Source organism: Candidatus Zixiibacteriota bacterium (assembly GCA_014728145.1).
In the GTDB taxonomy this organism is placed as follows: Bacteria; Zixibacteria; MSB-5A5; order JAABVY01; family JAABVY01; genus WJMC01.
Genome location: WJMC01000216.1, coordinates 1 through 23,279, shown reverse-complemented (window position 1 = coordinate 23,279; position 23,279 = coordinate 1). Strand labels below are relative to the sequence as shown.

23 protein-coding genes and 1 riboswitch are annotated in these 23,279 nt (G+C 50.6%); of the genes, 2 read left to right on the top strand and 21 right to left on the bottom strand.

Annotated elements, in window-relative coordinates:
• Positions 1–670: 670 nt before the first annotated feature.
• From GF404_12295 to GF404_12250, 10 genes are all read right to left on the bottom strand, one after another.
• Complete coding sequence (locus tag GF404_12295; protein MBD3382963.1) at positions 671–1,162, bottom strand: hypothetical protein; 492 nt, start codon at positions 1,160–1,162, stop codon at positions 671–673.
• A 59-nt stretch (positions 1,163–1,221) separates the two neighbouring features.
• On the bottom strand, positions 1,222–2,283 hold the full coding sequence (tsaD, locus tag GF404_12290; GenBank protein ID MBD3382962.1) for a tRNA (adenosine(37)-N6)-threonylcarbamoyltransferase complex transferase subunit TsaD: 1,062 nt from the start codon (positions 2,281–2,283) through the stop codon (positions 1,222–1,224).
• The gene (locus GF404_12285; GenBank protein ID MBD3382961.1) at positions 2,207–3,148 is read right to left on the bottom strand and encodes a hypothetical protein; all 942 of its coding nucleotides are present in this window, start codon (positions 3,146–3,148) and stop codon (positions 2,207–2,209) included. Before GF404_12285 ends, tsaD begins: the two co-directional genes overlap by 77 nt.
• 66 nt (positions 3,149–3,214) lie before the next feature.
• Positions 3,215–4,711: a hypothetical protein gene (locus GF404_12280; GenBank protein ID MBD3382960.1), complete on the bottom strand. Its 1,497-nt coding sequence runs from the start codon at positions 4,709–4,711 to the stop codon at positions 3,215–3,217.
• A 50-nt stretch (positions 4,712–4,761) separates the two neighbouring features.
• Complete coding sequence (locus GF404_12275; protein ID MBD3382959.1) at positions 4,762–5,949, bottom strand: amidohydrolase; 1,188 nt, start codon at positions 5,947–5,949, stop codon at positions 4,762–4,764.
• 5 nt (positions 5,950–5,954) lie between these two features.
• Positions 5,955–6,692: an endonuclease V gene (locus tag GF404_12270; GenBank protein ID MBD3382958.1), complete on the bottom strand. Its 738-nt coding sequence runs from the start codon at positions 6,690–6,692 to the stop codon at positions 5,955–5,957.
• Between the two features lie 266 nt (positions 6,693–6,958).
• Positions 6,959–7,564, bottom strand: a complete 606-nt coding sequence (locus GF404_12265) for a hypothetical protein (protein ID MBD3382957.1) — start codon at positions 7,562–7,564, stop codon at positions 6,959–6,961.
• Complete coding sequence (locus GF404_12260; protein ID MBD3382956.1) at positions 7,542–7,910, bottom strand: response regulator; 369 nt, start codon at positions 7,908–7,910, stop codon at positions 7,542–7,544. Before GF404_12260 ends, GF404_12265 begins: the two co-directional genes overlap by 23 nt.
• Positions 7,911–8,068: 158 nt before the next feature.
• The gene (locus GF404_12255; GenBank protein MBD3382955.1) at positions 8,069–9,457 is read right to left on the bottom strand and encodes a response regulator; all 1,389 of its coding nucleotides are present in this window, start codon (positions 9,455–9,457) and stop codon (positions 8,069–8,071) included.
• Between the two features lie 12 nt (positions 9,458–9,469).
• Positions 9,470–10,603: a hypothetical protein gene (locus GF404_12250; GenBank protein MBD3382954.1), complete on the bottom strand. Its 1,134-nt coding sequence runs from the start codon at positions 10,601–10,603 to the stop codon at positions 9,470–9,472.
• Positions 10,604–10,913: 310 nt separating this feature from the next.
• Here GF404_12250 and GF404_12245 point away from each other — a divergent pair, with 310 nt between their 5' ends.
• Together GF404_12245 and GF404_12240 are read left to right on the top strand one after the other, a co-directional pair.
• Positions 10,914–12,086, top strand: coding sequence for a glycosyltransferase (locus GF404_12245; GenBank protein MBD3382953.1), 1,173 nt, complete (start codon positions 10,914–10,916; stop codon positions 12,084–12,086).
• On the top strand, positions 12,070–12,498 hold the full coding sequence (locus GF404_12240; protein MBD3382952.1) for a hypothetical protein: 429 nt from the start codon (positions 12,070–12,072) through the stop codon (positions 12,496–12,498). The genes GF404_12245 and GF404_12240 overlap by 17 nt, the downstream gene beginning before the upstream one ends.
• Positions 12,499–12,501: 3 nt before the next feature.
• Here the strand turns inward: GF404_12240 and thiD are convergent, their stop codons facing one another.
• From thiD to GF404_12185, 11 genes are all read right to left on the bottom strand, one after another.
• Complete coding sequence (gene thiD / locus GF404_12235; protein MBD3382951.1) at positions 12,502–13,275, bottom strand: bifunctional hydroxymethylpyrimidine kinase/phosphomethylpyrimidine kinase; 774 nt, start codon at positions 13,273–13,275, stop codon at positions 12,502–12,504.
• A gap of 20 nt (positions 13,276–13,295) precedes the next feature.
• Positions 13,296–14,306: a thiamine-phosphate kinase gene (gene thiL / locus GF404_12230; protein ID MBD3382950.1), complete on the bottom strand. Its 1,011-nt coding sequence runs from the start codon at positions 14,304–14,306 to the stop codon at positions 13,296–13,298.
• On the bottom strand, positions 14,303–14,944 hold the full coding sequence (gene thiE / locus GF404_12225; GenBank protein ID MBD3382949.1) for a thiamine phosphate synthase: 642 nt from the start codon (positions 14,942–14,944) through the stop codon (positions 14,303–14,305). The genes thiL and thiE overlap by 4 nt, the downstream gene beginning before the upstream one ends.
• A gap of 1 nt (position 14,945) precedes the next feature.
• Complete coding sequence (thiM, locus tag GF404_12220) at positions 14,946–15,749, bottom strand: hydroxyethylthiazole kinase (GenBank protein ID MBD3382948.1); 804 nt, start codon at positions 15,747–15,749, stop codon at positions 14,946–14,948.
• Positions 15,750–15,785: 36 nt separating this feature from the next.
• A riboswitch (TPP riboswitch) is annotated at positions 15,786–15,877 on the bottom strand.
• 138 nt (positions 15,878–16,015) lie between these two features.
• Positions 16,016–17,194 carry a cell division protein FtsZ gene (gene ftsZ / locus GF404_12215; GenBank protein MBD3382947.1) on the bottom strand — a complete coding sequence of 393 codons (1,179 nt, stop codon included), beginning with the start codon at positions 17,192–17,194 and terminating at the stop codon, positions 16,016–16,018.
• A 21-nt stretch (positions 17,195–17,215) separates the two neighbouring features.
• On the bottom strand, positions 17,216–18,475 hold the full coding sequence (ftsA, locus tag GF404_12210) for a cell division protein FtsA (protein MBD3382946.1): 1,260 nt from the start codon (positions 18,473–18,475) through the stop codon (positions 17,216–17,218).
• A complete protein-coding gene (locus tag GF404_12205) occupies positions 18,459–19,175 on the bottom strand; it encodes a hypothetical protein (GenBank protein MBD3382945.1) in 717 nt (238 codons plus the stop codon). The genes ftsA and GF404_12205 overlap by 17 nt, the downstream gene beginning before the upstream one ends.
• A complete protein-coding gene (locus GF404_12200; GenBank protein MBD3382944.1) occupies positions 19,172–20,548 on the bottom strand; it encodes a UDP-N-acetylmuramate--L-alanine ligase in 1,377 nt (458 codons plus the stop codon). The genes GF404_12205 and GF404_12200 overlap by 4 nt, the downstream gene beginning before the upstream one ends.
• On the bottom strand, positions 20,542–21,675 hold the full coding sequence (murG, locus tag GF404_12195; GenBank protein MBD3382943.1) for an undecaprenyldiphospho-muramoylpentapeptide beta-N-acetylglucosaminyltransferase: 1,134 nt from the start codon (positions 21,673–21,675) through the stop codon (positions 20,542–20,544). Before murG ends, GF404_12200 begins: the two co-directional genes overlap by 7 nt.
• Positions 21,635–22,756 (bottom strand): putative lipid II flippase FtsW, encoded by a 1,122-nt coding sequence (gene ftsW / locus GF404_12190; GenBank protein ID MBD3382942.1) that lies wholly within the window; start codon positions 22,754–22,756, stop codon positions 21,635–21,637. The genes murG and ftsW overlap by 41 nt, the downstream gene beginning before the upstream one ends.
• Positions 22,743–23,279, bottom strand: a 537-nt coding sequence (locus GF404_12185; GenBank protein MBD3382941.1) for a UDP-N-acetylmuramoyl-L-alanine--D-glutamate ligase, incomplete at its 5' end; no start/stop codon positions are given. The genes ftsW and GF404_12185, both read right to left, overlap by 14 nt.

Genomic DNA, 23,279 nt, shown 5'->3' with positions numbered 1-23,279 from the left:
TCGGTGAATTGATCTATGGCTTTTTCTACGATTTCCCCTTCTTCGTGGTCTCGCTGTTTGCGGTACTGGTGATATTTTTGTTGAGCACATTTATCCTGCTCGGGCCGGCGGTGACCGCGGTCAAGGGCGAGGACGCCATGACAGCGCTGTTCGATTCTTTCGCGGCGGTCACCACACAGCCCTTGCGATGGTCGCTTTATACCGCGGGATCGCTGGTTCTGGCCAAGATCAGCGTCTTCGTACTGACTTATTTCTCAATCAGGGCGATTCAGTTTACGAACTGGAGTACAAAATTGGCCATGGGCGACAAACAGGCTGAGCTGTTTTCATCAGCGGCCAGGGAGTTTTTTATCCATTGCCCGTTCATTACGTTTTTCACAACTCTCTTGCCGGGGATATCTATCGACGTCAATGAGCTCCTGGATGTCGGCTATGCTTTGGATTTGAACTGGTCCATGACCGCCGGCTCGGTATTTGTAATGATCTCACTTGTGTTTATATTCTTCTTCATTGCAAGTTACTTTTTAAACATCATGGTCTCTGCCCAGGTGATCGGCTTTCTGGACATACGCAATGCTACCCACAACGAAAAACTCGCGGTATTGCCCGAAGACGAGATCAACGACGAAATGAGGCCGGAAAGAGAGACTGGTGATGATGATAAACCAGCTTAGATTTCGGCCACCTCTTTAAAGACTTTGTAAGAGTTCTGATCGAAGAGCACAAAACGGACTTTCCGCAAAAATTCAGGCTCAAAACCCTTGATGACCTCGATCATAATCTCCGCACAACGACGCATATCCAGCCCGCCGACTCCGGTTCCTATGGCCGGGAAAGCGATCGATTTCAGTTTCAATCGTTCCGCTTCTTTCAGAGATGAGAGTGTGGATGTACGCACCAGTTCATCGGCTGTCTGCAAATCCTGGCCCATACCGGCGGCATGGATAACATACCTTGCTTTGAGATTGCCGGCATTTGTGGCAACTGCCTGACCGACATCGATTGGCCCCACCTTGACGGCTTCGTCCTCGATCATCGGGCCACCTTTGCGCTTGATTGCACCGGCTACCCCGGAACCCATCCAGAGGTGATTGTTGGCGGCATTGACAATCGCGTCGGTCTCCTGATCCGTGATATCTCCCAGATAGATTTCGAATTTCATGTCAAATCCCCCATGCAATGGGGAATAAATTAAAAAACCGGGGACGGGCTGTCAATAGTCTATTCAGCCAGAGGGAGATATGGAAAAGCATTCAAGTCCAGGTCAGACTTGTGGCCTCGTTCGAGACGCTTACAGCCGGCGGCGGCAATCATGGCGGCGTTGTCGGTACATAGCGGCAGCGAGGGATAGTACAATTCAGCGCCGGCTTCTTCCACCTCTTGTTTGAGCTTCTCCCGCAGGCGGGAATTGGCCGCCACTCCGCCCGCCAGGGCAATTTTAGGGCAATCGTAACTGTCCAGCGCCAGCATTGCCTTTGCAACCAGTACATCGACAACGGCCTCCTGGAAAGATGCACAGATATGCTCAAGATTTGTACGCACATATGATTCCCCCTTTTCACGGAGGTACAGAAGCACAGCGGTCTTCAGCCCGGAAAAAGAGAATTCGAAGGAATTATCTTTGATAAAAGCACGTGGAAACTTGTAAAAACCGGGATCACCTTTTCCGGCCAGATCATCGATAACCTTCCCTCCCGGATAACCGAGCCCGAGTAACTTGGCGACCTTGTCATAAGCCTCACCGGCGGCGTCATCACGCGTCTGCCCCAGTAGTTCGTACTCGAGCAGTTCCCGTATGTAAAACAGCATCGTATGACCACCTGAAACCACCAGCGCAATAAAAGGCGGCACGAGGTCATCATGTTCAAGCAGGTTGGAAAAGATATGGCCTTCGATATGATTGATTCCCACCAGTGGAAGACCGGATGCCCATGACAGTCCTTTGGCAAAATTGACACCGACCAGAAGCGACCCCACCAGCCCGGGACCCATCGTGACAGCAATTCCGTCGACATCCCCAAGGTCTATCCCGGCTTCAAGCAGGGCTGAATCATACAGCGGTGGCAGTTTCTTCAACTGTTGACGGGATGCTATCTCGGGTACGATACCACCATATTTTTCATGATCTACCTGAGAGTAGATATGGTTGACTAAAATCCGCCGGGTGTCCTCAACGACAGCTACCGAGGTCTCGTCGCAGGATGTTTCAATTCCCAGTATTTTCACTTTTGTAGGCTTTGACGATAACTGAGTTGGGATCGGTTTCGATAAGCTTGTAACCATCCGGCACGACCACATCCGGCATAACCAGTGTACTGCCGGCTTCGAGCCCGCGGAAGTTAATAATAGCCGAGAAGTTGTTGATTTCAAGGCTGTCAATCAATCCACGGGGGCCTTCTATCTGCAGGTAGATCGAATCCGGATATATCAGTGTTGAATCGAACAACTTTGTATTATAGGTTTCGATTGCCAGGGGACCGAACCGTTTTTCGACTATCGGCACGATCCTCTGAAATATATTTACGGTCGTGCTTTCCGGAGTTATAAACAGCGTGTCGGCAACCTCAAGACGAATATTCTCGTCGATATTTTTTTTGACATCATCGAATTTAAGTTCGCGTGTGGAGACCGATCTGAGATACCGCACCACCCTCTGAGGACCGCTGACCTTGACCGTGTCCGGTTGCACCTCGAGTTCGCCCAGTTTGACATATCCGAGAGCCGGCGTGATATCGACTTTCGGTATCACATCCACGACTTTCTCGCGCACATTCTCTATTCGGAACTTGAGCTCGCGGGGTTCGATCACATCGACAACTTCGGCTTGAATATTGTCATCGAAATAGAGATCCTCCGAAGTCAGCTCAACCGGGTAAATACCCCGTTCATCGATAGCGGTCTGGTATATCAGGGCCGGTTTTTTGAAGATATAGCCGAGTAATTCCTTCCCTGTTCCCGAAAGGCGAACATGGATTCGCTCAGGCGGAGGTGTGGTCAAAATCAAACCATCCGAGATTCCCTGGAACACAAACGGCACCTCGAATTCGTGGTTATACTCCTTTTCGGTGACGACATGAAACCAGAACAATCCCGCTAAAACTAAAGCGACGATTTTAAGCGTCAGATTTCTTGTAATAATTTCCACCATTCACAGTCCCCGCAGGTGAATGTTACACTAATTCAGCCCCTATGTCAATTATCAACATTTACGCGGTCAATAATCCTTGGAACGCATCGGGTTGTTCCAGTAGAAACGGGTTACACCGCCGGCCGTAGCGATCCAGAGATAATCACCGTCAAGTAACAGGTCGTAAACCCTGTTGTCGATGATACCGTCGTCTTCAAGGTAATGCTTCCAGTAATGCTTGAGACGATCATAGCGATACATCCCGTAATCAGTGGCGACCCATAAAAAGCGTTCACCCACTGCCAGCTTATTGGGCGAAAACCCATCCAGATCGGCATCGATACTGAACCTTTCCCGCTCGTTAAAGCTGTCATCCATCCAGACCAGGTGATGCTCCCCGGCAAACCAAAGTCCCTCTGATGGGTCGGCTTCTATATCAATCATAAATCCGAGCAACACCCCTCCGGTCGAGCCGTAGCGATAAAAGCGCGAAGTCTTGAAATCATAGCGCACAGCTCCGACATCTGTCCCCAGCCAGAGGTCGTTTTTGTAATATTCGATATCTAAAACCGCGGCGTTAGCCATCAACTGACCGCCCATATATTCGACTGAATCGCCCTCCAGGTCGAGGTAATACATTCCCTTATCGGATCCCGTAAAAAGGTATTTGCCATGATGCTCCAAAGACAAAAGCAGGTCAGTCTGAAAATATCCCGGGGAACCGTAGGATTTACGGACTGTACCATCCGGGCTCATACTTACCAGGCCAAAATCTGTCGCCATAAAGATATTGTCGTCGACACTGGTAATTGCGTTGACCTGGTCAGAAATAAAACTGTTGTCATAGCGGGCTTCAATATATTTCCAGCTGTTATCTGCACGATTCCAGATAGTAAGCGCATTTTCACCTCGAAAGTTGGTTCTGCCGCCAAAATAAAACCTGTCATCATTAAGATACATGGTTCGGCAGTCTGATGTATACAGTCCGAACTTGAGCAGGTCGATCTCTACCCCGTAGCTTTCTATCAATCCCGGCCCCAGCCCCCATGTTCCCAGCCAGATATCGCCCTGGGAACTCTTGACAGCGGTCGAAATCGGGTATTCACGCAGTTCCGGGCCGGTGATCACATGGGGTTGCTGGATATGAAAACCGAAGGGGGCAATATAAGTTTCGAATGTCCCGATCTGGTTCAGATCGTTTCTGACTTCACTGATCGGAAACAAGTCACTCGGGTACCATTCCTTGAAAGCGGTCTCGTACATATAATTTCCGCTGGGGGTATTGACATGGATACGATTGCCGTCATCGGTAACCGTAATCATATTTATCTCGTCGTCAGGCAGACCATCCGAGGAAGTTATCGGATCCAGCCACTGTTCGCGGTTCATATCATACTGCAATATCCCCTGGGTTGTGCCGAAATAGACATTGTAAAATCCGACCGCGATGGAGCGAACGTAGCGCGTATTGGTGTAACTGATCCAGTCCTCGGGATAATATCCACGTCTGTCGATCGCAAAAGCACTGGCGCAAAGAAGAAAAATCAGCACTACTAATCCCAACAACGTATATCTGGTATTCACTTATTTAATCCTGATCCTGGTTCGAGTACACATATCTGAGGGCAATATACTCACTTTTGATGATTTAGAAAACTGTAAACTGCACCTGCCAGAATGGAGCTGGCGTATAACAGAGATTTTTCATCGCACAAATAGCGGTCACTGTGCCATTGATGGACCGCCCCGATTTCCGCGTTGCGAATTCCCAGGCGAAACATGGCACCGGGCGCATGCTCAAGGTAGCGCGAGAAATCTTCGCCCCCCAGTCCCGGATTATCTAAATATGTCAGGCATTCCGCACCGAATAGTGCCTCGGCCGCGCGGGTAATATAGAAGTTAGCATCGGAATTATTGATCAGCACCGGGTAACCGGCGATATAATCGAGTTCGAAAGAAGCCTCGAAAGCCTCCGAGATGTTCCGGCAGGTCTTCTCGAGACGGGCTTTAACCAGCCTGACGGTTTCAGACGAGGTGCCCCGGATCGTGCCCTCGAGATTTACTTCATTGGCAATCACGTTGCGCGCGCTTCCACCGCTCATGCGGCCAATCGTCAGGACCGCGTTCTCGATCGGGTCGATATTGCGGGACACAATCGTCTGCAGTGCCGTCACCAGCTGTGAAGCTATAACGACAGCGTCGACGGTATCGTGCGGACGGGCACCATGACCACCCCGGCCTTTCACCGAAAGGTTAAAATCCAGCACTTCTGACATCAGAACACCGTCACGCAGACCGATTTTCCCGACATCGATATTCGGATCAGTATGCAGTCCGAAAATCATATCCACAGCGGGTTTTTCCATTACACCTTCATCAATCAGCTTGATCGCACCCCCGGGCGGCTGTTCCTCGGCCGGCTGGAAGATAAAACGCACCGAACCGGGAAGTTTATCGCGCAGTTTTACAAGGATCATGGCCGCGCCCAATACGGAAGCCATATGTATATCATGCCCGCAGGCGTGCATTCGGCCGGGATACTTCGACTTGAATTCAAGTTCTGTTTTTTCCAGAATCGGAAGAGCATCGATATCCGAACGCAACGCGCACAACGGGGACTGCTTGTTGCCGGTCAGGGTGCCAACTACCCCGGTTTTTGCCATGACTTTAAAGTCGATCCCGAGATCTTGAAGGGTCGCCTGTATTTTCTCAGAAGTCAGCTTCTCCTCGAAAGCCAGTTCGGGGTGGGCATGAAAAAAACGCCGCAGTTCGAGCATGCGGGGATAAAATTTATCTGCGAGCTGCCTGATATCATCCAGCATGGAAACTATCGTATCTGTCTCTGCTTGTTGCGGTTTTTATGATTACCGCGGTTATCTTTCTTGCGGTTGTCGTAATTGCGACGCATCTTGTTGACCAGGACATGAGCCAGCCTCTGGGGTTCGGGCAGACGGTAACCGCGGGTTGCCGACAAAACCAATTCGACCGCGTCGTCCAGACCTATCTTGTTGCCGGCTGAAATATACAAAGGTTTTACCCCGACCCGGGTACGCACCACTGCGCCGATCTGTTTATCCTCATGTTCAAGCGGTACTTGAGCACCGAACTGGTCAGGTACCTCATGATGATTGCCCAAAAGCTTCTTTTTGGCGCAACCGACAGTGGGCAGATCCAGGATCACGCCCAGGTGAGTCGCCAGGCCGATTCCTTTGGGATGAGCGATACCATTGCCGTCGAACAGGATCAAGTCCGGCACTCGCTGCACCCTTTCAAGCGCTTTAACCAGCACCGGTCCTTCACGAAATGTCAGAAACCCGGGAACGTAGGGGAAATCGGCATATGACTGCGCCTTGACCTTCTCCAGGGGCGTCAGTTCGGGATAATTCATTACCACGATACTGGCAAAGACGGCGTTGTCTTTTTTGGAATAAGCCACGTCAGCGCCGGCTATCAGCTCGATTTCTTTTGGAGGAAGATTCAGATCAACAAAATGTGCCAGATTCTCCTGGATTTTTGCGGCTTCCTTGAGGTCTTTGGTCCAGGCATGTAACCTGACTAACTTCATATTTCAACCCCTTTGAGATCGCAGGTAGAACACAAATGGTGTTTACTTGTGCCAATTGTCTTAAAACAGGTTAAGCGACAGGTAAGTTCTGAGAATTATTCTGTTTTAAGCTGTTTACAAAAATAAGCTTATGCCAACAAATTTCAATTAATTTTTTAACATTTTTTTATCCTGATTTCCACAGGATTATACGCTCAAAATTGAGTAAATATCAAAAAAAGATGCTGTTTTAGGTTAGTTTTGTTAGGATTATGTTATTATCCGGATCAACGGGGCAATTCCAACAGTTTCTCAGCGGTCCTTTCGAACAGGTAATCCAACAGGTGGGACTCCAGCAGGCTAAAGGCGAAATACGACGCCGAGGCGAAATTCAGGGTCCCCACTAATTCCTCTCCGCAGATCAGCGGTACAACTGCCAGGCAATTGGATTCACGGTCGAGTAGTATCTTCTTTTCGAGTTCGTTAATCGCCAGAAAATGGGGAAAATCGCGCACGAATATCTTACGTTTCAAGAGGACATTTGTAATAATTGAGTTGGTGGCGACGAAATTTATCTGAACCCCGCTTTTGTACTCCCTGTTTGCCATCATGTAGGGAATACTGACGAGATCTCTGGATTCCTCGTAAAATGCCATACTGGCACGGTTTATTGAAAAAAACTTGTCCAGCCGTGAGGTCAGTTTGATGAACAGTTCATTTCTGGTATATGAATTTTTGATGACCTTTTTGAGGCTTTTGAATACCGCGTTCTGGGCCTTGTCGGTAAACCCGATTTCCGGCCTGCTGTCTTCAAGAACCGTGCGGTTGAGTCTTGAATCGATATAGCTGTTTTGATAGAACTGGTCTTCTTCAGGCGATTTGGTATTGTACATGATTGTCCGATATCCACTCTAACAGACTCAGCTTGTCTACAAAAACAAACCTGTCCGTCTTTTTGAATTCCATATCGAGAGGATAGGAGGACGTCAACACCAGCTGACAACTGCGGTTTAACTCACCTAACTCATCCAGAGCGGATTTACCATCACAATCAGGCATAAAATAATCGCAGATTACCAGATCGTATTTTCTGTCCTGCAGATAATCGCGCGCCATCTGCAGATTCTGACAGATCTGGCATTTGAGGCCGATCTTCTTTAGCGCGAGTTGCATCGACTTCAAAAAACTGAGGTTGTCATCCACCAAAAGGATTTCTTTTTTCAGGATTTGATCTTCCATGACACCCAGCTTTTTGCAATTACCATGCCATACTGAAAAGATTATTCACAGACTGCAAGTCGTTGCTGTATATAATCTTTAACAGCCCTCCAAAATCCCCTTTTAATATCTATGTTCTAAAATAGAACTTACGCTGTTCTATTTTTGTTCGGGCCGTTTCAATGAGAAACCAATTCCTGTTTCAGGTCATACTTTTTGACCTTGCGCCAGAGCGTGGTTCTGCCGATTCCGAGTTGCTTGGAGGTCTTGGTATAATTCCAGTTATTGGCTATCAGGGCTCGCCTGATATGCTCTCTCTGGCTGTCCTCGAGCGTGTTGTTCTCGGGAGGTCGCTTGATCTCCAGGCGTCCCGGTTTGGGCGCGCTTAAATCGGACGGGACGAAGTAGACATCTTCGCTTTCCAGGATGTCCTTGTTGGCCAGTGCCATCGAGCGCTTGATCGTATTTTTCAGTTCACGTACATTGCCGGGCCAACTGTGATTTATCAGAGCATTGACAGCGGAATTTCCCAGATTGATCGAGGGCTTGCCGAGCTCGTCTCGATACTGCCTGAGGAAAAATTCGGCCAGGGGCACGATATCTTCGCGTCGTTCGTTCAATGGTGGTATATGCAGTCTGATAACATCCAGGCGGTAGTACAGGTCTTCGCGGAATTTGCCCTCTTTGACCATCTCTGCCAGGTTTTTGTTGGTTGCGGCGAGTACACGCACATCGGTCTCGACTTCGAGGTTGGAACCGACCGGCTTGATCGCTTTCTCTTCGAGGACCCGCAACAGCTTGGATTGCAGTCCCAGGGGCATATCACCGATTTCATCCAGAAGCAGAGTTCCGTCCGAAGCTTCCTCGAACATCCCCTTCTTGCTGGCGGTAGCGCCGGTGAAGGAACCTTTCATGTGACCGAACAGCTCGCTTTCCAGGAGTTGTTCCGGCATAGCCGAGCAGTTTACCGCCATAAAGCGATTGCCTGAACGGTCGGATATATTGTGAATCGCTTTGGCGATCACTTCCTTTCCGGTACCGGAGTCGCCGGTAATCAGGACTGATAAATTCTGGGGTGCGATCTTGCGCACCAGATCCATCACAGAACGCATCTGTTCGGACTGGACTACGATATTGTCCTCGGAAAAGTCTTTCTGGAGGGCTTCGCGCAGGTATTTTACCTCCGAGATCAGCTTGCGCCTCTCCAGGGACTTCTCTACTACCACGATCAATTGGTCGTTTTTGAACGGTTTGGTTACATAGTCGAAAGCACCCAGTTTCATCGCCTCCACCGCCCCGCCGATCGAACCGTAGGCGGTCATCAGAATAACTTCGGTGTCGGGATGAGTGGTTTTAACTTTATTTAGAAGCTGCATGCCGTCCATATCTTCCATTCTCAAGTCCGTGATCACCAGGTCATAACGCCTGGATTCCATGATTGTCAATGCCTCGTCGGCGCTGGATGCGGTGTCGACCGCGTAGCCCTTGCGCGATAGCAGAATGGTCAATGATTGCCGGAGGGCAACTTCATCATCAACGATCAAAATCCTATCCATTGTACAGCCCATTTCTCCTCTATATTACAACGTTTTTTTGCACGGTAACTGCATAGCGACCTGTGTCTTCCGTCGGCCTTCCGAATCGATAACCAGCCGGCCCCCGTGAGCCGAGGCAATCCTGGATACCACGCTTAATCCCAGACCGGAACCACCTTCCTTGGTGGAAAAAAAGGGCTCTTTTACCTTCCTTAGTATCTCCGGCCTGATTCCAGGTCCATTATCAGTAACTTTTATAATGATTTGGTTGTGATCATTTGAAATTTCAACACGAATCCTGCCAGCTTGACCAGCGAGTGCTTCAATGCCGTTGCGTGCGAGCTGGGTCAGGGCCTCGGACAGTTTCTCGGGATCAGCATCGACAAAGATATGGCCGTCAGCAATCCCCGAGGCGAATTCGACCTCGACACCATCAGCTTCGATCTTGCCACAGGCTTCCCTGAGAATATCGACCAGGTTAACCAGACGAATCTGGCGGATATCCAGGCGACGCGCCTTATTGTAGCGTGAATACATATTTAAAAATTTCTCGATCCGTTCTGATTCAGTGATTATAAACTGCATCAGCATCCGGTCATCATCATCGAAGCGGTCATCGGTCTTGGATTCAATTTGCGAGGCGGCCGTGATTACAGTGGCCAGCGGGTTGCGCAACTGGTGAATGAATACCGAGAGTGAGTCGCGTGAACGCATCAGCCCCGGCTTGAGGTTGTAATCTATCTCGCGCTTGAGAGCTCGTGACAGGTTCAGGGTTTCATCGCGAGCAGATTTATGTGTTGATTCCGGCAACGCCAGGCCGCACAAAAGCCGTGCACGCCTCTCATAATTGTCAGTTACATTGCAGGAAATTTCTACCCCATCGTACTGGTAGAAGATATCGTTTGTATCTGAAACCGGATTGTCCTCAAAAAGCGAGGTGTTCCGGAATCTGTTACCGGCAGAAAAACCTGCCTCGTCAGGAGTGACCGCAACATACTCCGACTTGAAACAGGTTTCAGAATTAATCAATTGTCGCAGGCTTAAAGCCATATTGGAATACTCAAAACAACAGCAGAATTCGCGCAGGTTCTCAAACAGGGTCGCTTCCACAGCAGAAAAGAATCTCATAACTGAACAGTCCCGGCGAATTGCATCTTTTTTAATGTTATCCTGATTCATTAATTGTTTTTATGTGAAACTATTTTACTTATCGACTTCGGGCTAACATTTTTAACCCTCGAGATCCACTTTTTTTAAATTATTTTCATACGAGACTTGAAGTTGGCGTTCATTCGCAGTACTCCCGGTTGCAGGCTAAGGTCAAAACGGGCAGGTCATTCCCCCGCATCTGTTTCCATTTGAATTATATTCCATTATTCTGCGCAATGTTGATGGTTGACTGCCGGGGAATCAACCGTATATTCAAGATATCGATACACGGCCTAAAATCAAGTAAAATGTCCTGAAAGCCGAGATAATCATAGGTGATATGATGAAAAACAACGACAGACAGACCGCTTTAATATTGTATGCTTCAACTGGCTCGGGGCACCTTGCGGCCTCGACCTCACTGAAGCAGGCCTGGAAGGAGATGTATCCGCAGGATGATGTCTACCTTGAGGATGTGCTCACATATACTAACTCGATTTTTTCCAGTCTATACAGCAAGGGCTACGACATCTCGGTTACCAAAACACCCTGGCTATGGGGCATCCTGTATTCCCATGATGAGGAGATAACAAAGTACAAGCCCCCCACCCCGTTCGGCTGGTCGATGCGCAATTTCATTTTAAAGAGGTTTATCCGCAAGATGGTGCAGGTCAGGCCGGATTACGTGGTCTCGACTCACTTTTTAGCATCCGACAGTGCAGTGCTGTTGCGCAAGTTGAACCGCTTCGACTTTCATTATTCAATAATAGTTACCGATTTTGCCCTGCATTCGATCTGGCTCAGCCCCTGGACCGACAGGGTTTTCGTACCGGCTGAATTCATGAAATCGGAGCTTCTGGCAATCAAGGAACGTCTTAACCTCAATGAGAATAAAATCGGGGTGCATGGTATCCCGATTAATCCGAAGTATTGTAACCTTCCGGATAAAAGCGAATTGCGCAAGAAGTTCAACCTCGACCCGGACATATTGACGCTTCTGGTTTTTCGCGATGTTTTCTCGCAACGGAATTTCGACCTGTTCGTGCATTTCATCAGCAATATCGATCATCCCCTGCAACTGATACTGGTGGCCGGCAAACAGTGGCCCCTGCCTGAAAAATATAAGAAGATATTTGTTGAAAACCGCATATCATATCGTATATTTGGTTATATCGATTTCATGGAAGAATTGATGGCGGTCGCTGATCTGGCTATCAGCAAATCGGGAGGATTGACGACCTCGGAATGTCTTGCCGCGGGGTTGCCGCTTGCGGTCTATCGTCCCTATCCCGGCCAGGAGGAGCACAATGCTGAGTATCTTTTGGAGCATGGTGCCGGATTCAAGATCACCCAGATGGCCAGCCTGCAATACCGGCTCAGGCAATTGATCGAAGACCGTGAAAAAAGGGAGGCAATGAGCGAGGCGGCTTCTGGAATCTCTAACCCGGAAGCTGCGTATAACATTGTTAAAGACCTGAAATCGCAAAGTATCGGAAATGGCAAAAAAGCTTAAACTGACTGACCGCGGGAAACCATCGGTCAAAGATATACTCTCTGAAATCCTTGCAGGCCACGGGTCCAGAATGAAAAATGAATACTCCCGCGAAGGGATTTTCGCTGACCTCAGAGAACAGCTCAACCGCAGGCACGCGCGCTATATGCATGATCTCGAGATTCTGCGTGACAAGATGGTGCAGGACGCCGAGACGATCCGGATGGCACTCGATCGCCTGGCTTCTGAAGATGAAAACGCGGAAAACATTCCTGATGAAAAAGTCGCCCGGCTCAAACGTACCCTCAACCAGGAGTTGCCTGAAGCGGTCTATGATGGCGACCTGGTGGAGAATATCCGCGCCTACGAAAAATACCTCGGTAAGCTTGAAAAAGAAGTGATGGAGATCCTCACCAAGCGCTTTAAAAAGTGATTTCTATTTCTGCCAGAAATGGTCTATCAGACGCAGATCGCCATCAAGGATAAGGCTGTTTTTCAACCCGCCATCGATATATAACTTGGCTTCTTTCATCGCTTCGACAACATCTTTACCATGAGCCAGATTAGCCGCTATCGCCGAGGCGAATGTACATCCGGAACCATGGCTGTTGACATTCGCAACCATGGGTGAGGATAACTCGCCAGCTTCGATCCCTCCGCCTCCATACAGATCGAGCGCGCGCTCTTTGAGATGGCCTCCCTTGATCACGAACACGGCATCCGGATATCTCTTAACCAGCAGATCCAGCGCTTTTTTCATTTGATCTGTCTCCTCGATCTTCATACCAGCAAGATATTCCGCCTCGGCCAGGTTGGGGGTGATCACTTTAGCCAGCGGGAAGAGTCGGCTTTTTAGAGTTTCGACGGCCTCATCCTCGATCAGCCTGGCACCCGAGGTAGCGGCGAAAACAGGATCTACCACAAGGTTTGGGAGCTCAAGTTTTTCCAGAGTCTGCGCGATTATTTCGATTATCTCCGCCGAGTAAAGCATGCCGGTTTTGACTGCCCGTACTGAAAAACCCTCCGCCACCAACTCGATCTGATCGCGCACTATCTCCGGTTTGACAGCCTGGATAGAACGCACCCCGGAGAGGTTCTGCGATGTCAGCGAGGTGATCGCTGTGGTGCCGAATGTTTGCAGGGCGGTGAAAGTCTTGAGGTCTGCCTGGATTCCCGCACCGCCACCGGAATCCGAACCCGCTATGGTCATCACAACCGGTTTGATATCGCTCATACATCCTTCTCCTTGAAATGATCCCAGCCTCCCCATTGTAATTGTTCAGTACGACCATCGGGATGCTTTAAAGTTATCTCTCGGCTATCCGTGATTTTACCGACAGCGTGCAAAACATATCCGTTAGCTGACATCTCACGCGAGAGCGCGTCATAATTCGACCGCTTCAATGTTACCAAAAGGCAGTAATCTTCTCCCACTCCAAGGGCGGTCTTGAGCGGATCGTTTAAATGCTCATGGGCGTATTTTTGATAGTCACGGGAAAGTGGAAGCTGTTCGATTTCGATTTCGGCGCCGACACCCGACGCTTTGCAGATATGGCGGATATCCGAAGCGAGACCATCGGAGATATCCATCATAGCCGAGGCCAGTTTGGATTTCGCGATCAACCGACCCTGCTTCAGATGAGGCTCGGGAGTGAGGTGCTGGCTCACGAGAGATTCAAAATCGGATTTGAGTTCGGGATGATTCAATAGAATATCGAGCCCGGTAGCCGAATCACCAAGATTCCCGGTGACACAGATCAGGTCGCCTGCTCTCGCGCCGTTTCTGTAAAGAGCCTGCTCTTTTTCAATCTCACCGGTTACAGCGATATTGATCACAAGGTCGATAAATGATCCGGTTGTATCGCCCCCGGTGATATTGACATCGTACTTGACTGCCAGGGCTTTCATACCGCGATAGATATCCTCCAGATCGGCGACTTCGATTTTTTCAGGTACTGCAATCGAGATAAAGGCTTCACGCGCGATCCCTCCGCTGGCGGCAATATCGGAGAGATTCACTGCCAGGGCTTTGTACCCGAGTTGGAAAAGCGTCATCTTGTCCAGCAAAAAGTGAACCCTCTCGACCAGCATATCGGTGGTCAAGAGAATCGACCTGCCCTGAGAAACCTGAAACAAAGCGCAGTCATCACCGATACCAACGAGATCCTCTTCGAGCCTTGACAGGGCATCGACTTTTATCCTGTCGATAAACCCGAATTCGCCCAGTTCCTTTAATTTCATGATATCTCCTCACGCGCTTTCCGTATTACTGTAACAAGATCTGATGCCGCCTGTTTCGGATCAGGGTCTGAGACGATCGCCGAAACCACCGCGATACCGTCTGCACCGGCCTTTATCACATCTGCGGCATTGTGGGATTTGATACTGCCGATCGCCACCAGCGGGACAGCGACTGCCTGGCGGATCCGTGCCAGTCCCTCCAGCCCGACCGCCTCGATCAATTCTGATTTTGTGGGAGTGGTGTAGAGCGGTGAAACCCCCAGGTAATCTGCACCTGCTTTTTGAGCCGCGACCGCCTCGGTTTCGTTAAACACCGAAATACCGATTATCATTTCTTTTCCAACAATGCGACGAGCGTACTCGATCGGCATATCATCCTGCCCCAGGTGCACACCATCGGCAGAGACCGCCAGGGCGATATCGATCCTGTCGTTTATGATCAGGCTGACGTTATTTTTACTGCAGTAGTCGGCAACCGAGAGAGCTTCATGCAAAAACTCGCGGGTGCCGGCTGATTTCTCCCGCAGTTGCACAACAGTAACTCCGCCCTCGACTGCGGACTTGACGATGTCGAGATTGGAACGCCCGCTCGACAGGGAACGGTCCGTAACCAGATACAGCGAGTAATCGACAGACATCTCAGACCTCGATTTTCATATTTTCCGAAAGCATTTCAGGAGTGACCTGATTTAAGGCATCGATCAGCGCGACAGCATAGGAGCCGGGCAGGTTGGTTTTACCCGCGGCCACTTCACCGGCCAGGCCAAAATATGCCAGCGCGGAAATTGTCGCAGTCAAAGCATCATTGCAAACCGCACAGAAAGCCCCGATTGTTGCAGTTGCGGCACAGCCGGTTCCAGTCACCATGCCCATCAGTTCATGGCCATTGTGTACCCGATATGTGGTATTGCCATCGGTCACCAAATCGACTTTGCCGGTGATTGCCACGACCGCATTCAGTTCTTTTGCGATTGCAACCGCAGCTTCTTTAGCCTGGTCGACATCATGTGTGGAATCGACTCCCTTAGTCTGAGCTTCCTTACCCCCCATCGAGAGCACCTCGGATGCGTTACCCCGCACCACGCTCAACTCGATATCAGAGGCGATTTTCTTCGCGGTATCGGTACGAAGTCTGGTCGCTCCCGCCCCGACCGGATCCAGGATCACAGGCGTCGAATTGCTGTTAGCGGACCGGCCAGCCTTGAGCATAGAGGCAATCCAGGGTTTTGAGAGAGTGCCGATATTGATCACCAGCGCACCGGCGATAGAAGCCATTTCGGCCACCTCTTCCTCGGCATGAGCCATCACGGGAGATGCTCCCATTGACAAAAGGGCATTGGCCGTGTAGTTCATCACCACGTAATTCGTAATGTTGTGTACCAGCGGATTCTCCCGACGCATTTTTTCAAGCGTCTCAAAAGCTGATTTTTCTATCTTTGACATAAATCCTCCAATAACAAAAAAAACCGCCCGATCAGGCGGCAGAAAACTGAATTTTCCCTACGCCGGCATTATCCGGATCAGGTTCGACGGGTATAATCTCAGGCCTGTGGCCACCCCGATTCGATTGTCATCTCGAAAGATTTGTTACGCAAATATTGGCAAAAAGTCAAGTCAAAATTAAAGCACGGATTGCATTAAAAAAAGCTCTGCTTTAAAAAGCAGAGCCATCCCCGTCTTCCCGCCAATTAAAATTGGCCTGGAAGCCGTCAGTTATTTTTCATGGGATCGAAGTTTTTTGGATAGTTTCTGCGAATATATGCCGGAACCTCGTAATTTTCCTCGTTGAATTCGGTTGTTTCCGAAACTTCCGGCTGTTCCTGATGTTTTTCTCTGTCATCGCTTGTTCTGCTATGTTCACTTTGAGAACCGGCTGATTTGGGTTGAGTAAAAAGATCCACAACCGAAGTATCAAAATCACCCTCGCTGGTGGTTTTTCCAAACCCGGTAGCTATCACTGTGACCCGTATCTCTCCTTCTGCTTCATGATCAATGACTGCGCCAAAAATGATGTTGGCATCCGAACCCGCGGCATCGGTGATAATCGAAGTCGCTTCGTTGACCTCATGCAGGGTCATATCGTTGCCACCACAGATATTGATCAATACACCGCGTGCACCGGCAATCGAGAGATCCTCCAGAAGCGGTGAATTTATCGCCTGGTAGGCGGCCTCGCGCGCGCGGTCTTCGCCACTGCAGATACCGGTACCCATCAGCGCGTCGCCCATCTCCTTCATAACCGTGCGGACATCGGCAAAATCGCAGTTGATCAGGCCGGGTACGGTAATCAAGTCGGAGATACCGCGGGTCGCGTGCAGAAGGACGTCGTCAGCGATCAAGAACGCCTCAGCCAGTGGAGTGCCCTTGTCGGCGATTTCGATCAGTCTCTGGTTAGGAATCACGATCAAGGTGTCGACCCGGTCCTTGATCTCATGAATACCGCTCATAGCCCGGTTCATCCGCTTGCGCCCCTCGAACTCGAACGGTTTTGTGACGATAGCCACGGTCAATGATCCCTGCTGTTTGGCGATTTCGGCCACAATTGGTGCCGCTCCTGTCCCGGTACCGCCCCCCATTCCGGCGGTAACGAATACCATATCAGCTCCTGCGATCGCCTCGGCAACTTTGTCGCGGTCCTCTTCCATCGCTCGACGGCCGGTATCCGGATCCGCACCAGCTCCCAGCCCCTTGGTCAGGCGTGTACCGATCTGCATCCGGGTCGAAGCCCGACTGCCGTCGAGGGCCTGCTGGTCGGTGTTGATCGAGATGAACTCGACATTGGTGAGACCGGCTTCGATCATACGGTTGACCGCGTTGCCACCGGCACCCCCGACACCCACGACCTTGATCTTGGCTTTATTACTGTCTTCAGGCACAAACTCTATCATAATGCTTCCTCCTCCGAGGTTCTATATATTGAACAAAGAACTGATTACTTCCTCGACTTTATTAAACATTCGCGCGAACAGGTTGCGCCTGTTCTCCTGTTCCAGCGGATGACGCAGGCTGTATGCCAGCAGGCCGACCGCGGCGGAATACTCCGGTTTACCACAGATTTCTTCCGGTAAATTTACTTTTTCCGGGTAGCCGATTTTGACCGGCAGGCTGAAGACCTGTTCCGCCAGGCGGTCAATCCCGCGCAGGCGCGCACCTCCCCCGGTCAGGATCAACCCGCAGGCCAGCTTGTCGGTGTAACCTGAACGACGTGCGGCATTGAGCGCCAGGGAAAAGATCTCCTCCATACGCGCCTCGATAATCGAAGCCAATAGCACGCGCGAAATCCGGCTCTTTTTGCGACCGCCGATCTCAGGGATATCGATCATCTCGTCGGGACCGATATCGGCCGGAAAACAATGACCGTGGGAGAGCTTGATCTGCTCCGCAAGACCGTAGGGAATCTGCAGGCCGACCGCGATATCATTGGTGACATACTTACCGCCGATACCGATCGAGGCCGTGTGACGAACCGCGCCCTTATGGTAAACGGCGACGTCGGCAGTCGATCCGCCTATATCGAGAAGCAGTGTACCGACCTCCTCCTCTTCGGCCGACAACAGCGAGGATCCAACCACGATCGGGTTCATGACCAGGTTAGTGATCTCGAAACCGGCATTGCGAACCGCCTTGTAAATCGCCTGGGTGGCGGCAGTCGAGGCTGTCACTATATGCACCTGGACTTCCAGGCGCACTCCGGTATTGCCGATTGGGTCCCTGACACCATCGCCCTGGTCGATATAAAATTCCTGCGGGAGCACATGCAGGATCTCCCGTTCAAATGGAAGATTGATAGCCTGCGCGGCCTCGATTACGCTTTCGACATCCTGCTCGCCGATCTGGTTCTGGGTCTTGGAGACCGCCACCACCCCCAGGGAATTGAGCGAACGCAGGTGATCCCCGGAAAATCCGACTGTGAGGTTCGAGACCCGGAGCTGGGCTTCTGATTCGGCCTTGGCCACCGCCTCGCTGATCGCCAGTGAGGCGCGATCGATATTTTTGAGTATACCTTTGCGATAGATATTCTCGACCTGTACTGTCCCGGACCCGATCACCTCCAGGTCCTCCTGACCATTGCGGGATGCAATCAGGCAGGTGACTTTCGTCGATCCGATATCTACCACCGTGAAAACAATATTTTTTCCCATAAGCCCACCTCTATGTCGCTGAATCATGTTTCAAAACCAGTTGATTGGAAAACCTCAGGTCGACCTGCACATCCCGTCCCAGAAGGCGCAGGAAATCGAGCAGGCTGATGACCCGGGCAAATTTGTGAACTTCATCCCCCCTGCCCAGGATTATCTCCGCCGGGCAGTCCTCCAGATACAGGGCGAGACCGGAGGAATGATTTAAATCTATGATGGAAATCGATTGATAAAGACTATCCGGAAACTGCCTCATGACCCGGGCGATTTTCATCGCGTAGCTCAGCTGGGTCGTCCGCAACCGGCGATACAGCCGGGCCTGTTTGGTGTCCAGGCCGGAGAGAATCGGGTAATCGCCGCTTTCGGGCAGGATCAGCTCTCCCGCGGGTGAGAGACCATAGACTTTGTCCAGACTCAACAGCAGGCAGGGCTTCTTGTAACTGCAGGAGAAACTGATTTCTCCGCTCGGGGCGAATTTAAAGCGGGCCGCGCACACTTGTGGATTCTTTTCCACTATTGCCGACAGCAGGCTGTCGGCCGGGAAATCGTAAACAGATTTTCCGCTGTAAATGCTGTCCACTATACCAAGCTGGTCTGCAAACGGCAAAGCTGAAGCCTCGCATTCAACCTGTTCGATTTTAATCAGGTCATAGTGCGAGAGGCCAATATAGAGCGCGCTTCCTCCCATTATGAAGAGCATCAATGTTATCCTCAATAACCAGCGTTTCATTTTCCCAAGGCCTCCAGGATTTTCGGTGCCACACGATAGATCGAACCGGCACCGATAGTCATCACGATCGAATTTTCCGGCGCGTGTTCGGAAACGAACTCCGGTATCAGCTCGAAATCGTCGACATAGTGACAGTTTTGATGTCCAAAGCTTTTGGCTGATTCGACGATGATATGCCCGGTTATGCCCTCGATCGGTTCTTCGCGTGCGGGATATATTTTTGCCACGATTAAAACATCTGCCGCCAACAGCGCGCGTGCGAAATCGCGGTAAAAATCCCGTGTACGGCTGTACAAGTGGGGCTGGAAGACGACTACCAATGGACGGTCGTAGCCCTGCTTGGCGGCCCGCAGGGTGACTTCTACCTCGGTCGGATGATGCCCGTAGTCATCCACCACCATGAAGCCCCTGGTTTCACCGATAATTTCGAAGCGACGATTGACCCCGCGGAAATTTGCCAGCCCTTCAGAAATCTTGTCAAATGGAATCTCATGCTCCATCGCGACCGCAATCGCCGCCAGTGAATTCATGGCATTGAACACTCCCGGCAGTCCAACCGTAACTCGTCCCAGTTCATCCCTGCGGGTACGAACATCGAAGGATGTGCTGTGCTGTTCAACTTTTATATTCGAGATCTGGTAATCTGCCTGTGAGGCCAGGCCAAAAGTCACTACCGGGTGATTTAATTCCGGGATCAGGCTGACCAGGTTTGGATCGTCCATGTTGATAAACACGCTTCCATAGAAAGGCACCTTGTTGGCAAACTGCAAAAAGGCGCGCTTGAGATCATCGATATCTTCATAGCAGTCGAGATGATCTTCCTCGAGAGTGGTCAATACCGCCTCGGTCGGGGTCATACGTAAAAAAGAACGGTCGTATTCATCGGCTTCAGCCACGAGGTAATCGGAATGACCGAGCTTGATATTGGTCTCGAACTGGATCACTCTTCCGCCCACGATAACGGTCGGATCGAGTCCGGCGTGGGTCATAATCTGGCCGATCAATGAGGTTGTGGTAGTCTTGCCGTGCGTGCCGGCGATACCGATCGAGTATTTCATACGCATCAGCTCGGACAGCATCTCGGCCCGGCGGACTATAATGATCTTATTCTGGCGTGCGTACTCGAGCTCCGGATTGTCCTGTGGAACAGCGGCCGAATAGACAACCAGGTTGGCGTCACCGACATTTTCGGCTTTATGCTCGAAGTAAACCGGTATGCCGATCTCCTGCAAATGATCGGTAACCTCACTTTCCATCAGGTCGCTTCCGCTGACCTGGTAACCGAGGTTGAACAGCATCTCAGCCATCCCGGACATACCGATACCGCCGATTCCGACGAAGTATAGTTTACGCAGTTTGCCAAATTTTACCATTTCATCACCTCGATTATTTCAGCGGCGATCTTGTCGGCCGCCTCCAGGTCTGCCATGCTCACCGCCGCCTTCTTCATCTGCTCGAGTTTTGCCCGGTCGAAAAGCAGGTCGCCGACAGTGCGGACCAGATCGAAACCTGCCAGTTCCGGTTGCTTCACCACAACTGCCGCGCCTGAATCAGCGTATTCTTTGGCGTTGTGGTACTGGTGGTCTTCCGCTGCCCAGGGATACGGTACCAGGATCGCCGGCAGTCCGCAGGCGGCCAGTTCCGCCAGTGACAATGCACCGGAACGACAAAAAGCCAGATCAGCCGAGGCATAGGCGAGGTCCATACGTTCGATGAACTCCAGCACTACACCCTGTATACCGCTGGCTTCAAAAGCGTGACGATAGATATTGAAATTGTTTTTACCAGCCTGCCAGATCATCTGCAGGTTGCCCTGCTTTGCTAAGAACGGCAGGTTTTCAGCGATTTTGTCATTCAACGCTTGCGCTCCCTGAGAACCACCAAAAACCAGCAGGGTGCGTTTGTCCGGTGACAGGTCGAAATAGTCTAAACCATCTTCACGCGAAAGCAGTTTGAAATCGCTCCGGAGCGGGTTTCCGACTTGATGGAAACTTGATTCAGCGGAGAGGTACTTCTTCGCTTTAGAAGAGGCGATAAACAACCTGCTGGCGTGCTTTGCATACAGCCTTGTGGCAATCCCGGGATAACTGTTTTGTTCCTGCAGAAAGATCGCGATCTTCGCCCGTTTAGCACCCATTAAAGCCGGCACCGAGACATACCCGCCTGTACCGATCAGCGCACCAATTCCCTCTTTGCGGATCAGTTTCACCGTACGCGATGACCCCCGCCAGAGCGTAAACGGGATCATCAGGTTGGACAGGCTGAGCTTGCGTGCCAGTGGCCGGGCGGGAATGTCATAAAATCTTATATCATTCTGCCGAGCCAGCCGCGCCTCCGGGCCGGTAGCCTTGCCCAGGTATGTCAGTTTTATTTCAGGCCTCATATTCATTACCGCTTTCGCAATAGCCAGGGCGGGGAAGATATGTCCCCCAGTGCCTCCACCGGCGATCGCCAGATGTTTACTTCCGTTTTTCAAAAAGCTTGGATACCCTGTTTTGATGCCGTGAGATGTTCAGCAGGACACCGATCCCAAAGGAAGAACACAGAATCGAACTCCCGCCGTAACTCAGAAACGGCAAAGTCATCCCGGTCGTCGGCAACAGTCCTGTCGCTACTCCGACATTTATAATTATATTTATTGATAGCATTGTCACTATACCGAACGCCAGAAAAAACGCAAAACGATCCCTGGCCAGTGATGCGATCCGGAGACCCCGAATGATTATAATCAAGTACAATGAAAGGCATATAGTCACCAGCAAAAAGCCACCCTCCTCGGCCACATTGGAGATAATAAAATCGGTATGCGATTCCGGCAGATGAAACAACTTGGCCGAGCCTCGGCCAATCCCTTTGCCGAACAATTCTCCGGAACCGATTGCCATAAGAGATTGATATTCCTGGTAGCCATTTGTGCTGACCACAGACTGATTATCCAAAAACGCGGTAATCCTTCCTGATTTGTAGCCAAAGCCGAACACCATCACAGCGCCAATCAGGACGGGAATTACTGTCGAAGCCAGGACGTAGCGCCACTTCAAACCGGCCATAAAAAAGATCACCGCCAGCGAGGCAACCATCAAGAGGGCCATGCTCAAGTCAGGTTCCAGCAAGATCAGGCCGATCCCGACCGCCACAAACGCGCCCCAGGGCCAGGCGATTTTTTTGATGCTGTTGACCATACTGCCGTCTTTGGCGATATACAGGGCGGTAAACAACAAAAGAGCATATTTGAAGAGTTCCGCGGGTTGCAACGAATACCCGAAGACGTGAATCCACCTGTGCGCTTCGTTGACTTCACGTTGAGTCAGGACCACCGCCAGAAGGACCAGGGAGATCAGCATAACGGGCCATGCCATGTAACGCCAGTGGGTGTAGTTGATCTTTGACACGATCAAAATCGTGGCGATAGCCAGCACGAACCAGAACAACTGCTTTTTGAAGAATAATTCGCTCTGGTTCCATTTGACCTGGGCCATGAAAGACGAGGCGGAATAGATCATAACCACACCGATCGTCAACAGGATCATCACCACTGCAAAAAGAGTATAGTCGAATCGATGTTCTTTATTCTTTTTCATCTTTTTTCAATCCCCTGACTGCCTGTTTAAAAACCTGCCCGCGATGTTCATAGTCACGAAACATATCGAAAGAAGCACAGGCGGGTGACAGAAGCACGGTGTCATTTTCACGGGCGACTTCATAACTTATGCGGACTGCTTCCTCAAGTGAATTAGCCCGGCTCAGGTTGACGATCGGTTCATAGGCTTCACGCATGCGAGACGTGGCTTCACCGATCAATACTATATGTCTGACTTTTTGCGTAATGAGTTCATTCAGGCGTTCGAGATCGCCTCCCTTGTACTTGCCTCCCAGTATCAGAACGATTTTTTCTGCTACTGACTGGAGCGCGTACCAGACAGAATCGACATTGGTCGCCTTGGAATCATTGACAAACCGGATACCATCGATAGTGGCCACATATTCAAGCCTGTGTTCCACCCCTGGAAATTGTTCAAATACGTCACTTATCGTTTCCGCAGGGACACCTGCCAGAAGCGCGGCGGCACCGGCGGCCATGGCGTTCTCGAGATTATGAGGTCC

Bases quoted from the DNA above. Each gene is read 5' to 3' on its own strand.
- thiD (MBD3382951.1), bottom strand. From the start codon at position 13,275: ATGACCATAGCGGGTTCGGATTCCGGTGGCGGTGCGGGAATCCAGGCA.
- GF404_12265 (MBD3382957.1), bottom strand. From the start codon at position 7,564: ATGTACAATACCAAATCGCCTGAAGAAGACCAGTTCTATCAAAACAGC.
- GF404_12260 (MBD3382956.1), bottom strand. From the start codon at position 7,910: ATGGAAGATCAAATCCTGAAAAAAGAAATCCTTTTGGTGGATGACAAC.
- ftsW (MBD3382942.1), bottom strand. From the start codon at position 22,756: ATGAAAAAGAATAAAGAACATCGATTCGACTATACTCTTTTTGCAGTG.
- GF404_12250 (MBD3382954.1), bottom strand. From the start codon at position 10,603: ATGAATCAGGATAACATTAAAAAAGATGCAATTCGCCGGGACTGTTCA.
- GF404_12245 (MBD3382953.1), top strand. From the start codon at position 10,914: ATGATGAAAAACAACGACAGACAGACCGCTTTAATATTGTATGCTTCA.
- GF404_12295 (MBD3382963.1), bottom strand. From the start codon at position 1,162: ATGAAATTCGAAATCTATCTGGGAGATATCACGGATCAGGAGACCGAC.
- ftsZ (MBD3382947.1), bottom strand. From the start codon at position 17,194: ATGATAGAGTTTGTGCCTGAAGACAGTAATAAAGCCAAGATCAAGGTC.
- tsaD (MBD3382962.1), bottom strand. From the start codon at position 2,283: ATGGTTACAAGCTTATCGAAACCGATCCCAACTCAGTTATCGTCAAAG.
- thiE (MBD3382949.1), bottom strand. From the start codon at position 14,944: ATGTCTGTCGATTACTCGCTGTATCTGGTTACGGACCGTTCCCTGTCG.
- GF404_12270 (MBD3382958.1), bottom strand. From the start codon at position 6,692: ATGAAGTTAGTCAGGTTACATGCCTGGACCAAAGACCTCAAGGAAGCC.
- GF404_12275 (MBD3382959.1), bottom strand. From the start codon at position 5,949: ATGCTGGATGATATCAGGCAGCTCGCAGATAAATTTTATCCCCGCATG.
- GF404_12285 (MBD3382961.1), bottom strand. From the start codon at position 3,148: ATGGTGGAAATTATTACAAGAAATCTGACGCTTAAAATCGTCGCTTTA.
- GF404_12200 (MBD3382944.1), bottom strand. From the start codon at position 20,548: ATGGTAAAATTTGGCAAACTGCGTAAACTATACTTCGTCGGAATCGGC.
- thiM (MBD3382948.1), bottom strand. From the start codon at position 15,749: ATGTCAAAGATAGAAAAATCAGCTTTTGAGACGCTTGAAAAAATGCGT.
- ftsA (MBD3382946.1), bottom strand. From the start codon at position 18,475: ATGATTCAGCGACATAGAGGTGGGCTTATGGGAAAAAATATTGTTTTC.
- GF404_12255 (MBD3382955.1), bottom strand. From the start codon at position 9,457: ATGGGCTGTACAATGGATAGGATTTTGATCGTTGATGATGAAGTTGCC.
- thiL (MBD3382950.1), bottom strand. From the start codon at position 14,306: ATGAAATTAAAGGAACTGGGCGAATTCGGGTTTATCGACAGGATAAAA.
- GF404_12240 (MBD3382952.1), top strand. From the start codon at position 12,070: ATGGCAAAAAAGCTTAAACTGACTGACCGCGGGAAACCATCGGTCAAA.
- GF404_12205 (MBD3382945.1), bottom strand. From the start codon at position 19,175: ATGAAACGCTGGTTATTGAGGATAACATTGATGCTCTTCATAATGGGA.